General features: G+C 68.2%; 12 protein-coding genes. 9 read left to right on the top strand and 3 right to left on the bottom strand.

All coding sequences use genetic code 11. The features are described from left to right. The first annotated feature begins 31 nt into the window (after window positions 1-31). The gene (locus OG801_RS11225) at window positions 32-472 is read left to right on the top strand and encodes a helix-turn-helix domain-containing protein (RefSeq protein ID WP_091045907.1); all 441 of its coding nucleotides are present in this window, start codon (window positions 32-34) and stop codon (window positions 470-472) included. Next, a complete protein-coding gene (locus OG801_RS11220) occupies window positions 450-1,007 on the top strand; it encodes a hypothetical protein (RefSeq protein ID WP_406035768.1) in 558 nt (185 codons plus the stop codon). The genes OG801_RS11225 and OG801_RS11220 overlap by 23 nt, the downstream gene beginning before the upstream one ends. A 178-nt stretch (window positions 1,008-1,185) precedes the next feature. Here OG801_RS11220 and galE read toward each other — a convergent pair whose 3' ends face one another. Then, window positions 1,186-2,163, bottom strand: a complete 978-nt coding sequence (gene galE / locus OG801_RS11215) for a UDP-glucose 4-epimerase GalE (protein WP_355021512.1) — start codon at window positions 2,161-2,163, stop codon at window positions 1,186-1,188. Window positions 2,164-2,206: 43 nt separating this feature from the next. Here galE and OG801_RS11210 point away from each other — a divergent pair, with 43 nt between their 5' ends. The 7 genes from OG801_RS11210 (at window position 2,207) to OG801_RS11180 (ending at window position 8,224) form a co-directional block, all read left to right on the top strand. Continuing rightward, the gene (locus OG801_RS11210; protein WP_406035767.1) at window positions 2,207-2,875 is read left to right on the top strand and encodes a dihydrofolate reductase family protein; all 669 of its coding nucleotides are present in this window, start codon (window positions 2,207-2,209) and stop codon (window positions 2,873-2,875) included. Between the two features lie 133 nt (window positions 2,876-3,008). Then, window positions 3,009-3,923 carry a sugar ABC transporter permease gene (locus tag OG801_RS11205; protein WP_355021510.1) on the top strand — a complete coding sequence of 305 codons (915 nt, stop codon included), beginning with the start codon at window positions 3,009-3,011 and terminating at the stop codon, window positions 3,921-3,923. Next, window positions 3,920-4,804, top strand: a complete 885-nt coding sequence (locus tag OG801_RS11200; protein ID WP_406035766.1) for a carbohydrate ABC transporter permease — start codon at window positions 3,920-3,922, stop codon at window positions 4,802-4,804. The genes OG801_RS11205 and OG801_RS11200 overlap by 4 nt, the downstream gene beginning before the upstream one ends. A gap of 42 nt (window positions 4,805-4,846) precedes the next feature. After that, the gene (locus OG801_RS11195) at window positions 4,847-6,223 is read left to right on the top strand and encodes an ABC transporter substrate-binding protein (protein WP_355021508.1); all 1,377 of its coding nucleotides are present in this window, start codon (window positions 4,847-4,849) and stop codon (window positions 6,221-6,223) included. Window positions 6,224-6,270: 47 nt separating this feature from the next. Then, window positions 6,271-7,029, top strand: a complete 759-nt coding sequence (locus OG801_RS11190) for an enoyl-CoA hydratase-related protein (protein ID WP_406035765.1) — start codon at window positions 6,271-6,273, stop codon at window positions 7,027-7,029. A gap of 47 nt (window positions 7,030-7,076) precedes the next feature. Further along, on the top strand, window positions 7,077-7,832 hold the full coding sequence (locus tag OG801_RS11185; RefSeq protein WP_406035764.1) for a DinB family protein: 756 nt from the start codon (window positions 7,077-7,079) through the stop codon (window positions 7,830-7,832). A gap of 8 nt (window positions 7,833-7,840) precedes the next feature. Beyond that, window positions 7,841-8,224, top strand: a complete 384-nt coding sequence (locus tag OG801_RS11180; protein WP_406035763.1) for a YrdB family protein — start codon at window positions 7,841-7,843, stop codon at window positions 8,222-8,224. Here the strand turns inward: OG801_RS11180 and OG801_RS11175 are convergent. After that, the gene (locus tag OG801_RS11175) at window positions 8,172-8,909 is read right to left on the bottom strand and encodes a helical backbone metal receptor (RefSeq protein ID WP_406035762.1); all 738 of its coding nucleotides are present in this window, start codon (window positions 8,907-8,909) and stop codon (window positions 8,172-8,174) included. The genes OG801_RS11180 and OG801_RS11175 overlap by 53 nt on opposite strands. Window positions 8,910-9,010: 101 nt before the next feature. Continuing rightward, window positions 9,011-12,127, bottom strand: coding sequence for a fused isobutyryl-CoA mutase/GTPase IcmF (gene icmF / locus OG801_RS11170; protein ID WP_406035761.1), 3,117 nt, complete (start codon window positions 12,125-12,127; stop codon window positions 9,011-9,013). Between the last annotated feature and the right edge of the window lie 25 nt (window positions 12,128-12,152).

Raw genomic sequence — 12,152 nt, 5'->3', positions numbered from 1 at the left:
GTTTGCTAGCAATTGTTAGCACACTGGAGTCATGGTCAAGAGCAAGGTCACGAGTGCGGTCGGCACGCTCGGCGAGTATCTGAAGGAACAGAGGATCTCGGCTGAGATGTCTCTGCGTCAGCTCGCCGACCAAGCAGGTGTGTCCAACCCCTACCTCAGCCAGATCGAGCGCGGTCTGCGCAAGCCATCGGCTGAGGTCCTCCAGCAGATCGCCAAGGCGCTGCGGATCTCGGCGGAGCAGGTCTATGTCCGTGCCGGGATCCTCAGCCCCGACTCCAACGTCGGCGGGTCCGTGGAGCTCGCGGTGCTCGCCGACCCGAACCTGACCGAGCGGCAGAAGCACTCGCTGCTCGACGTCTACCACTCGTTCCTTGCTCTCAACAGTCGTGTCACCGACGATGCGCCGGCCGCCGATGAAACCGCTGAACCCCATCACGAGGAGAACCCAGATGCCCACGCTGCCCAAGATTGAGACCACCAAGCCCCTCAACGCCGTCGCCGGCGTTGCCGACCTCGCCTACGAGACCGTCAAGAGCTACGCCACCGACCTGCAGAAGAAGGTCGACGACTACCGCTCCGAGGCGACCACCAAGCTGACCGACGCCCGCTCCAAGGCGACCGAGAAGGCCACCACCTACCGCACCCAGGCGACCGAGAAGGCGACCGCTGCCAAGTCCACCGTGACCGGCTTCGACCCGAAGTCGCTCCCGGCCCTGGCCAAGGAGCAGTACACCGTTCTCCCCGAGAAGCTGAAGACCACCGTCAAGGCCAAGCTCGACGAGACCACCGACTCCGCCACCGGCACCTACGACAAGCTCGCGACCCGCGGTGAGACCTTCGTCGCGAAGTTCAAGAAGGCCGAGACCGAGGCCCCCGCCGCCGAGGCGCCCGCCGAGAAGCCCGCCGAGACGCCGGCTGAGGCTCCCAAGGCCGAGGCTGCTCCGGCCGCGAAGCCGGCTCCTGCCAAGAAGGCCCCGGCCAAGAAGACCGCTGCCAAGAAGGCCTGATTCAGGCTCTCAACCGAAGGCGGCCCGCTCGAAAGAGCGGGCCGCCTTTTCATTTGCCGAGGCGTCAGTTTTGCAGGCCGAGACGTCACTTGCGTCGGCCGAGTTGGCATACGAGTGCCATCTCGACCGGCGGGTGTGACGCTTCGGCCTGCGGGGTTGACGCCTCGGCTTTAGGGGGTCAGCTGGGGTAGTCGGCGCCAGCGGCCTGGCGGGCTTCCCAGGCGGTGGCGACCATGGAGCGCAGGTCGTGGCGCATCTCCCAGTCGAGGTCGCGCCGGGCGAGCTCGCCGGTGGCGACGATGCGGGCGGGGTCGCCGGGACGACGCGGCTTGATGATCGGCTCGAAGTCGATGCCGGTGACCTCGCGGATGGCGTCCATGATCTGGCGTACGGAGGAGCCGTCGCCCGAGCCGAGGTTGTAGACCGGCTCGAGGTCCTTGCCCTCGGCGAGCCGCTTGGCGGCGACCACGTGGGAGTGGGCGAGGTCGGCGACATGCACGTAGTCGCGTACGCAGGTGCCGTCGGGGGTCGGGTAGTCGTCGCCGTTGATCTGCGGCGTCTTGCCCTTGGCCAGCGCGTCGAAGACAAGCGGGAAGAGGTTGTGGGGGCTGGTGTCGTAGAGGTCCTTGCTGCCGGACCCGACGACGTTGAAGTAGCGCAGGCTGGTGTGCGAGAGCCCCTCGGAGCGCGCCACGTCGGCGATCAGCCACTCGCCGATCAGCTTCGACTCGCCGTAGGGGCTCTCCGGGTTGGTCGGCGTGGTCTCGGTGACCAGGTCGACGTCGGGGGTGCCGAAGGTCGCGGCGGAGGAGGAGAAGACCAGCGCGTCGACACCGGTGGCCGTCATCGCCTCGAGGAGGTTGGCGGTGCCGGTCACGTTCTGTGCGTACGTGTGCAGCGGCCGCTGCACCGACACGCCTGCGTACTTGAAACCGGCGAGGTGGATGACTCCCTCGACGCCGTGGTTGGAGATCGCCTGCTCGATCGCGGACTTGTCCAGCAGCGTCGCCTCGACGAACGTGACGTTGTCGGGCACGAACTTCGCGAACCCCGAGGACAGGTCGTCGATGACGACCGGCTCCATGCCCGCGTCGAGCAGTGCCTGCACGACGTGCGATCCGATGTAGCCCGCGCCTCCGGTAACCAACCAACTCATGCGATGAAGATAGCGGGGTGTCCTGAGCGGTTAGGTTTGCGGGGTGAGGCTCCTGCACGGTGACGGCGACCCGACGACCCCCGAAGGCCTGCGCGCCATCTACGCGCCGCCCCGCCTGCCGTGGTTGCGGGCCAACATGGTCAGCTCGCTGGACGGTGCGGCGACCGGCTCCGACGGCCGCTCCGGCACGGTCAACAACGCCGTCGACGTCGACGTCTTCCACGTCCTGCGCGACCTCGCCGACGCCGTTCTGGTCGGCGCCGGGACCGCCATCGCCGAGATGTACAAAGCCAAGGGCGCGCCGATCGTCGTCGTCTCCCGCCGCGGCCGGATCCCCGACGATCTCCGTGGCTGCGAGCCCGGCGCGGTCCGGCTCGCCACGGTGGCCGAAGCGCCCGGCCTGGACGCCGCGCGCGACGAGATCGGCGAGGAGAACGTCTACGTCGCGGGCACCTCCGAGGTCGACCTTTCGGCGCTCATCGACCGGCTGCACGAGGAGGGCCTGCGGCACGTGCTGTGCGAGGGCGGGCCGACCCTTCTCGGCTCGCTGCTCGAGGCCGGCTTGGTCGACGAGCTCTGCCACACGATCACGCCCAAGCTCCTCGCGGGCGACGGCCGCCGGATCGTCACCGGGCCGCCCGCCGACGTACCGGTGTCGTTGGGCTCCCTCATCGAGCACGACGGCACGTTGCTCGGACGTTGGCTCCTTTGATCGCTTCGGGCTCCGCTTCAGCTGGTAACCAGATGACGTTCACGGTCAGTTTCCGGTAACGAAATCTTGAGACCGAGAGTTTTACTCTTGACGGGGTCCGACCCAACCGCTTGACTCACCGATCGTGCCAGGTATGACGGCCGTCACGACCAAGCGACCACGTCAGGCACTCTCGGGAAGACGCTTACGGGAGTGGCTGATCTTTGTCGCGTTCGTTGCGCCCAACGTCGCTCTGATCGCGGTCTTCACCTACCGACCGCTCTTCCAGAACATCTACTACTCCACGCTCAACTGGACGCTGGGCTCGAAGTTCGCGACCCCGGTCGGGCTGGGCAACTACCGCGACTTCTTCACCTCCGGCGAGGCGAGCAAGGTGCTCACCACGACAGCGATCTTCACCGTCGCGACCGTCGGTCTCACCCTCGCCCTGGGTCTGGGTGTCGCGCTGGCGCTCAACCGCAAGCTGCCGGGGGCAGGCTTCGCGCAGGCGACGGTCTTCGCGCCCTACATCCTGTCCGGCTATGGCGTCGGGCTCGCCTGGCTCTACATCTTCGACCCCAACATCGGCGCGCTCTCGGCGGTCCTGCGCGACGTCGGCCTGAACAGCCCGGAGTGGATCAACTCGCCTCCCTGGACGCTGACGATGGTGATCATCGTCTACGTCTGGAAGAACCTCGGCTACGCCGCGGTCATCTACCTCGCCGGTCTGCAGGCGGTGCCGGGCGACGTGCTGGAGGCGGCCGATCTCGACGGCGCCGGCCCGGTGAGGCGGTTCTTCACGGTGACCCTCCCGCTGCTCTCGCCGACGACGTTCTTCCTGATGGTCACCACGATCCTCAACAGCCTGCAGGCGTTCGACCTGCTGATCGCGATGGACAAGCTCGGCCGCGGCGCCCGCACCCTGATCTTCGACGCCTACCTGACCGGCTTCAAGGAGCAGAGCCAGGCGGGCTACTCCGCGATGCTGTCCACGGTGCTCTTCGCGATCCTCGTGGTGATCACGCTCGTCCAGCTGATCGTCGTGGAGAGGCGGGTCCACTACCGATGAGCACGACTGCTCCCTCACGCCGGATGCGGCTGAAGCGAAGCCCGAAGCGATTCAGATCGCTGACGCCGCTGACCGTACGCGACTACCTGGTGCTCCTGCTCGCGGTGCTCGTCGTCGTGCTGCCGCTCGGCTACATGCTCCTGGCCTCCTTCAAGGGCCCCGGCGACCTGGCGACCACCGACCTGGTCGTCTTCCCCGAGGTCTGGCAGCCGGAGAACTACGCCGAGGCCGCGCAGAAGGTCCCCTTCGGACGCCTCTTCCTCAACTCCACCATCGTCACGGTCGTCGGTGCCGGGCTGAAGGTGCTGCTGGCGATCCTGACGGCGTACGGCCTGGTCTTCTGCGAGTTCCCCGGCAGGAAGTACATCTTCTGGGGTGTGCTCGCCACGATGATGGTGCCGCCGCAGGTCACCGCGCTGCCCAACTACGTCTTCATCAGCAGCCTCGGCGGCGAGAACACCTACTGGGGCCTCATCCTGCCGGGCCTCGGCACCGGCTTCGGTACGTTCCTGCTGCGCCAGGCCTTCATGCAGCTGCCTTACGAGGTGATCGAGGCGGCTCACCTCGACGGCGCCGGCCACTGGCGGAGGTTGTGGCACTGCGTGGTGCCGATGTCGCTGCCGTCGATCGCGACCGTGGCCCTGGTCAACGTGGTCTACGAGTGGAACGACTACCTGTGGCCGCTGATCATCATCACCGATCCCGAGATGATGACGCTGCCGCGCGGTCTGACGCTGCTGCAGAACAGCGAGTCCGCGGCCAGCTCGTTCGGCGTCCTGATGGCCGGCACCGTGATGGTGCTGCTGCCGATCCTCGTCCTCTTCGCGTTCCTGCAGCGTCACATCGTCAACGGCTTCACCCAGGGCGGCGTCAAAGGCTGACGTTCTCAGCCCACAGTTGGCACAACAGGGAAAGGATGCTTCATGAACACCTCGTCCAACCTGCATCGCTCGGGTCTGATCCTGGACCGACGACGTTTCCTCGGCCTCAGCGCCCTGGGCATCTCCGCGGCGGCGCTGTCCGCCTGTGGCGGCGGCCCGTCGACCAGCGGTGGTGGCGGCGGCGCCAGCGCCGTCGAGCAGATCGACTTCAGCGGAGTGAAGCCGGCCAAGGAGATCACCTTCTGGACCTCCAACCCGGGTGACTCGATCAAGGTCAGCACCGAGATCGTCAACGCCTTCAACGCCTCCCAGTCCGACATCACCGTCAAGCTCGTCACGGCCGGGGCCGACTACGAGGAGATCGCGCAGAAGTTCCAGACCGCGCAGACCGGCGGCGACCTGCCCGACATCATCAACCTGTCGGACGTGTGGTGGTTCCGCTACAAGATGAACGACCAGATCATCCCGCTCGACTCCCTCTTCGAGGCGCTCGAGTTCGACACCGACGACTACGTCGACTCGCTGCTGGGCGACTACCTCTACGACGACGCCCACTGGGCGGTCCCGTGGGCCCGCTCGACGCCGCTCTTCTACTACAACAAGGATCACTGGAAGAAGGCCGGCCTCTCCGACCAGGGCCCGCAGACCTGGGAGGAGTTCGGTGAGTGGAAGACCGAGCTCGCCGCGACCAGCGGCGCGAAGTTCGCCTTCCAGTTCCCGGCCTTGGCGGGCTACGCCGGCTGGACCCTGCAGAACAACCTCTGGGGCTGGGGCGGCGGGTGGTCGAAGGAGGAGTCCTTCGACATCACCTGCAACTCGGCCACGTCGGTCGAGGCGCTCTCCTTCCTCAAGGACTGGGTCTACAAGGACAAGGTCGCCGGGGTCGCCGGCGTCGACCAGATCCAGGACTTCGCCGCGGGCGTGGCCAGTGCGACCGTGGGCTCGACCGGTGACCTGATCAATGCGATCACCTCGGCGAAGTTCGACGTCGGTGTCGCACCGCTGCCGGCCGGGCCGGCGGAGGCCGAGCGGATCTGCCCGACCGGCGGCTCCGGCGTCGGCATCCCGAAGGACATCAGCCCCGAGCGGCAGCTCGCGGCCGGCACCTTCATCAAGTTCCTCACCGAGCCCGAGCAGGCGATCAAGTTCTCGGAGGCGACCGGCTACGTGCCGATCCGCAAGTCCGCCGACCCCGCCGCGATCCTGAAGAAGACCCCGCAGGCCCAGGTCGCGATCGACCAGCTCGCCAACACCCGCTCGCAGGACTACGCCCGGGTCTTCCTGCCCGGTGGCGACCTGGAGATGGCCAACCACATGGCCTCGATCCTCACCGAGAACAAGGACGTCCAGACCGAGATGGACAGCCTGAAGACGGCGCTGGAGAAGATCTACACCGACCAGGTGAAGCCGCACATCTGATGAGCACCGCGTAGGGCACCCCGCGGGGTGCCCTACGCTCGGTTCTCGTGAGCGAGGACTTGGTAGTGGAGCGGCGTCCGGGCGTCGTACAGGTGACCTTCAACCGGCCGCAGAAGCACAACGCCTTCACGCACGCGATGTACGGCGCGCTGCACGATCTGTGTGACGAGCTGGCCACCGATGAGTCGGTGAAGGTGCTGGTGCTGACCGGCACCGGCGGCCGGGCGTTCGCCGCCGGCAACGAGATCTCCGACTTCCTCTCCCGCGACGCGGTGGACTACGAGGACTGGATCCGCGCGCTGCTCGAGAAGCTGTTCGCGCTCCCGCAGGTCACCATCGCGGCGGTCGACGGCGTTTGTGTCGGTGGCGGGCTCGCCGTCGCGACCCACTGCGACCTGCGGGTCGCGACGCCGCACTCGCGTTTCGGTTACCCGATCGCGAAGACGCTCGGCAACGCGCTCGCGGCCTCCATCGTCTACCGCGCGGCCGCGGTCTTCGGCGAGCCGGTCGTGCGCGAGATGCTGCTCGCGGCGCGGCTGGTCGGCGCCGACCGGGCCCATGCCACCGGCGCGCTGACCGCCGTCACCGACTCGCTGGCCGACGAGGTCGACGCGCTGGTCGAGGGCATCCTGCCGCTCTCCGGCGTCACGGTCCGGGTCACCAAGGGCCAGCTCGCCGCGTACGCCGCCCGGGCGGAGGCCTCGCCGGAGGGCGATGAGGAGCTGCTGCGCGAGGTCTACACGGGCGCCGACTTCAAGGAGGGCGTACGCGCGTTCCTGGCCAAGGAGAAGCCCGCCTTCCGCTAGACCCGTAAGTCCGTTGACGGGTGCGCCGGTCGGGCCGACCATGTCGTATGCCCACCGAGCAGAAGACGTACGTCAACAGCGACCTGTTCCGGGGCGCGCTGATCCGGCAGAGCGATGTCAGCGACCTCGAGATTCGGGACTGCTGGTTCGAGGAGCGGCTGAAGATCGTCGACTGCTACGGCCGTGACGTCTATCTGGCCGGGGCCTTCGGGCGGATCGTGGTCAACGACGTCGACGTGACGGTGTACGTCGAGGCCGAGCTCGACCGGGCCGAGCCCAACCGGGTGCTGGCCCGTGAGGCGAAGACCGCCGACGAGATCCGTGCGGCCTGGGCGGCGATCGAGGAGACCTGGGCGGCCACGTTCGAGCGCGTCCGGGCGCTGCCGGAGGAGCTGCTCCATCAGCGGGTCGACGACGAGTGGTCGTTCGTCGAGACCCAGCGCCATCTGCTCTATGCCAGCGACAAGTGGCTCGGCAACCCGGTCCTCGAGGAGGACGAGCCCTACCACCCGCTCGGCTATGGGCCCGCGGGGGCGGACGAGACCGGCACCGGACTCACCGTCGACGCCGACCCGTCGCTGGAGCAGATCCTGGAGCCCCGCCTCGCCCGGATGGGCACGATGCGCGCGTTCGTCTCCGGGGTCACTGACGCAGAGCTCGACCGGCTCTGCACCCGCAAGCCGATCGGCAACGACCCCGACGCCGACTACGGCGTACGCCGATGTCTCAAGGTCGTGCTCGCCGAAGAGGCCGAACACCACCGCTATGCCGTACGTGACCTGGCCGTTCTCGCGGCCGGATGAGGAGCAGCATGCGATCGATCGTGCCCGTCTTCGGCTGGTTCGTGCTGGCTCTGGTGTTCGTCGACGAGCTGTTGGCGATGGCGGCCTTCGGGGTCTGGGGCTGGCAGCACGAACCGCGGTGGCTGCTGGTCTGGCTGCTGCCGGCGGCGGCCATGTTCGTCTGGTGGCTGTTCGCCTCGCCCAAGGCGGCTCGTGGCGGGCCCGTGATCCGGCCGGTCATGAAGGTGATCGTCTTCGGGCTCGCCTCGCTGGCGCTCCTGGACGCCGGTCAGCCGGGATGGGCGATCGCCCTGCTGATCTTCTCGGTCGTCGTCAACGGCTTGGCTCAGGTGCCGGCGATCAGCCGGCTGCCCAACGATGTGCCTCGACCAGACTCGGCCCGTACCAGGTGATCAGCCGGCCGCTGACCAGCTCCGTCGGCGTCCGCGCGAAGGCCTCGGGGCCGTCCTCGGCGGTGAAGACGTACGGCTCGTCGGGCAGCAGCACGGCGTCGGCCCCGGCGCAGTCGATCTCGGCCAGGTCGAGGTGCGGATAGCGGTCCGCGTGCTGGCCGAAGACGTTCTCCCAGCCCAGCCGCCGCAGCAGGTCCCCGGTGAACGTCCGTGAGCCGACCACCATCCAGGGGTCGCGCCAGATCGGCACCACGACCCGGCGAGTGACCCGGGGGAGCGGCCCGCACCAGAGCCGGCGGGCCTCCACCAGCCAGTCCGGGCGGTCCCAGCCGATGCCGTCGAGAAGGTTCTCCATGGACGCGATCGCCTGGGGGACCGTCTCGATGTCCGTGACCCAGACCCGGATGCCCCGCTCCCGCAGCCGGCGTACGTCCAGCTCCCGGTTCTCCTCCTTGTTGGCCACCACCACGTCCGGCGCCAGCGCCGCGATCGCGGCCAGATCCGGGTTCTTGGTGCCGCGCACGCGCCGCACGTCCAGGTCCGCCGGATGCGCGCACCAGTCCGTCGCCCCGACGACCCGGTCCGCCGCGACCGAGACGAGCGCCTCGGTCAGCGACGGGACCAGCGAGACCACCCGCGTCGCCGGCTGCGGGCCGTCGTACGGCGTGCCTAGGTCGTCGTGCATGCGGTCCCTCCGTCAAGGTATGTAGGTCAGGGCAAACATCCCATGTGGACCTCCGCGAGGGATGTGATCCTTCGGCTGCATACCGTGACGAAGGAACACCCTCAGACGTTCCTGCGGTACTGGCCCCCGACCTCGAAGAACGCCTCGGTGACCTGGCCCAGCGAGCAGACGCGAGCTGCGTCCATGAGCGCGGCGAAGACGTTCTCGTCGGAGGTGGCGGCCTGCTTGAGGCGTACGATCGCGGCTTCCGCCTCGGCCGAGTGGGAGGCCTGGAAGGCGTGGACGCGATCGAGCTGGGACTTCTTCTCGGTCTCGGTCGCACGGGCGAGCTCAACGGGGCCGCCGGGGGCGCCGTTGGTGTCGCGTACGAACGTGTTGACGCCGACGATCGGCAGCGTGCCGTCGTGCTTACGGTGCTCGTAGAGCATCGACTCGTCCTGGATCTTGCCGCGCTGGTAGCCGGTCTCCATCGCGCCGAGCACGCCGCCGCGCTCGGAGATCCGGTCGAACTCCTTCAGTACGGCCTCCTCGACGAGGTCGGTGAGCTCGTCGATGATGAAGGAGCCCTGGAGTGGGTTCTCGTTGAACGCCAGGCCCCACTCGCGGTTGATGATCAGCTGGATCGCCAGCGCGCGCCGCACCGACTCCTCGGACGGGGTCGTCACGGCCTCGTCGAAGGCGTTGGTGTGCAGCGACTGGGCGTTGTCGTAGATCGCGATGAGCGCCTGCAGGGTGGTGCGGATGTCGTTGAAGTCCATCTCCTGCGCGTGCAGGGACCGGCCCGAGGTCTGGATGTGGTACTTCAGCTTCTGCGAGCGCTCCGAGGCGCCGTAGCGCTCCCGCATCGCGATCGCCCAGATCCGGCGGGCGACGCGGCCGATGACGGAGTACTCCGGGTCCATCCCGTTGGAGAAGAAGAAGGACAGGTTGGGCGCGAAGTCGTCGATGTCCATGCCGCGGGCCAGGTAGGACTCCACGTAGGTGAAGCCGTTGGCGAGGGTGAAGGCGAGCTGGGAGATGGGGTTCGCTCCGGCCTCGGCGATGTGATACCCGGAGATCGAGACGGAGTAGAAGTTGCGCACCCCGTTCTCGATGAACCACTCCTGGATGTCGGCCATGCAGCGCAGCGAGAACTCCGTGGAGAACAGGCAGGTGTTCTGGCCCTGGTCCTCCTTGAGGATGTCGGCCTGCACCGTGCCGCGGACCGTCTGCAGCGCCTTCGCCGGGTCGATCCCGCGCTCGCGCGCCTGGTCGATCACGGTGTTGAGGAAGAAGGCCAGGATCGTCGGCGCCGGCCCGTTGATCGTCATCGACACCGAGGTCGTCGGGGCCAGCAGGTCGAAGCCGTCGTAGAGCGCCTTCATGTCGTCCAGCGTCGCCACCGAGACGCCGGAGGTGCCGACCTTGCCGTAGATGTCCGGGCGTACGTCGGGGTCACGGCCGTAGAGCGTCACCGAGTCGAACGCGGTCGAGAGCCGGGTTGCGGGCTGGCCCTCGGAGAGCAGCTTGAAGCGGCGGTTGGTGCGGAACGGGTCGCCCTCGCCGGCGAACATGCGCGCGGGGTCCTCGTTGGCCCGCTTGTACGGGAAGACGCCGGCGGTGTACGGGAAGAACCCGGGCAGGTTCTCGTTGCGCAGGAACCGGGTCAGCTCGCCGCGGTCGGTGTAGCGAGGGGTCGCTACTCGCGGGATGTAGTTGCCGGCCAGCGACGTGCGGCCGCTGTCGTCGGCGGCGTAGGTCTCCTTGGTCTCCTCCCACGAGGAGAGCTGCTTGCGCAGGTCGTCCGGGACCTCGCCGGCGGGGGCCTCGAGCTCGGGGTGGTCCGCGGCAACGATCTCGTACGCCTGCTCCTTCCGCGCCGCGGCGACGAGCTCCACGGTGCGGGCGTGGTAGTCGCGTACGTCGCCCGCGATGTCGGCGAGGTAGCGGACCCGCCTCTCGGGGATGATCGGGTGAATGCCCGTCGAGTGGCGGGTCGAGACCCGGGGAAGGACGCCCTCGCCGACGGCGAGCCCCGCCTCGGCGAGGAGCCCGCGCAGGTGCTGGTAGAGCGCGGTGACGCCGTCGTCGTCGAAGGCGGCGGCCGAGGTGCCGAAGACCGGCATGTCGTCGGGGGAGGAGGTGAACGCCTCCCGGTTGCGGACGAGCTGGCGGGACACGTCGCGCAGTGCGTCCTCGGCCCCGCGCCGCTCGAACTTGTTGATCGCCACGACGTCGGCGAAGTCGAGCATGTCGATCTTCTCCAGCTGTGACGCGGCACCGAACTCGGGCGTCATCACGTAGAGCGACACGTCGACGAAGTCGCTGATCCCGGTGTCGCCCTGGCCGATGCCGGGGGTCTCGACGATGACCAGGTCGACGGCGGACTTCATCACCGCCAGTACGTCGGCGAAGTGCTCGGGCACCTCGTGACCGCCGCGGGTGGCCAGGGAGCGGTAGTAGGTCGTCGAGCCGCCGTCGGTGATGGCGGCGAGGGAGTTCATCCGGATCCGGTCGCCCAGCAGCGCGCCGCCACCACGCCGTCGGCTCGGGTCGATGGCGAGTACGCCGATGCGGATCTTGTCCTCCTGGTCGACCCGCAGCCGCCGGACCAGCTCGTCGGTGAGCGAGGACTTGCCGGAGCCGCCGGTGCCGGTGATGCCCAGGACGACCGCCCGGCCGGCCTCGCGCAGCGGGTCCGCGATCGCTGCAGGCAGCCGGCCCTGCTCGGCTGCGGTGATGGATCGCGAGAGGGAGAGGGGGCAGCCGGCGAGCACGTCCTCGGCCGCGAACTCGAAGGTGGGCCACAGGTCGCGGTCGATGTCGCGCACGACCGAGTTGATCATCCCCGGGAGCCCCAGCCGCTGGCCGTCCTCGGGGGAGAAGATCTTGACGCCGGAGTTGGCCAGTCGCTCGATCTCGTAGGGAACGATCACGCCGCCGCCCCCGCCCACGACCTTGATGTGGCCGGCGCCGCGCTCCTTGAGCGCGGTGACCAGATACTCGAAGAACTCGACGTGGCCGCCCTGGTAGGAGGAGACCGCCACACAGTGGGCGTCCTCCTGGACGGCGGCGTCGGCGATCTCGGTCACCGAGCGGTTGTGGCCGAGGTGGATCACCTCGCATCCCTGGGCCTGGAAGATCCGGCGCATGATGTTGATCGCCGCGTCATGACCGTCGAACAGGCTGCTCGCGGTCACGATCCGTACGTGGTTCTGAGGGATGTGGAGGTCGGACATGGGCGGTACTCCCAGGGAATAGTTG

The organism is Nocardioides sp. NBC_00163 (genome assembly GCF_045206295.1).
GTDB lineage: Bacteria > Actinomycetota > Actinomycetes > Propionibacteriales > Nocardioidaceae > Nocardioides.
Note: the sequence above shows the minus strand (reverse complement) of the source record. Positions and strands in the feature narration are given on the sequence as shown.

Coding starts and splice junctions, on each gene's coding strand:
- OG801_RS11180 (WP_406035763.1), top strand. CDS start 7,841: ATGCGATCGATCGTGCCCGTCTTCGGCTGGTTCGTGCTGGCTCTGGTG.
- OG801_RS11200 (WP_406035766.1), top strand. CDS start 3,920: ATGAGCACGACTGCTCCCTCACGCCGGATGCGGCTGAAGCGAAGCCCG.
- OG801_RS11225 (WP_091045907.1), top strand. CDS start 32: ATGGTCAAGAGCAAGGTCACGAGTGCGGTCGGCACGCTCGGCGAGTAT.
- OG801_RS11185 (WP_406035764.1), top strand. CDS start 7,077: ATGCCCACCGAGCAGAAGACGTACGTCAACAGCGACCTGTTCCGGGGC.
- galE (WP_355021512.1), bottom strand. CDS start 2,163: ATGAGTTGGTTGGTTACCGGAGGCGCGGGCTACATCGGATCGCACGTC.
- OG801_RS11220 (WP_406035768.1), top strand. CDS start 450: ATGCCCACGCTGCCCAAGATTGAGACCACCAAGCCCCTCAACGCCGTC.
- OG801_RS11175 (WP_406035762.1), bottom strand. CDS start 8,909: ATGCACGACGACCTAGGCACGCCGTACGACGGCCCGCAGCCGGCGACG.
- icmF (WP_406035761.1), bottom strand. CDS start 12,127: ATGTCCGACCTCCACATCCCTCAGAACCACGTACGGATCGTGACCGCG.
- OG801_RS11195 (WP_355021508.1), top strand. CDS start 4,847: ATGAACACCTCGTCCAACCTGCATCGCTCGGGTCTGATCCTGGACCGA.
- OG801_RS11205 (WP_355021510.1), top strand. CDS start 3,009: ATGACGGCCGTCACGACCAAGCGACCACGTCAGGCACTCTCGGGAAGA.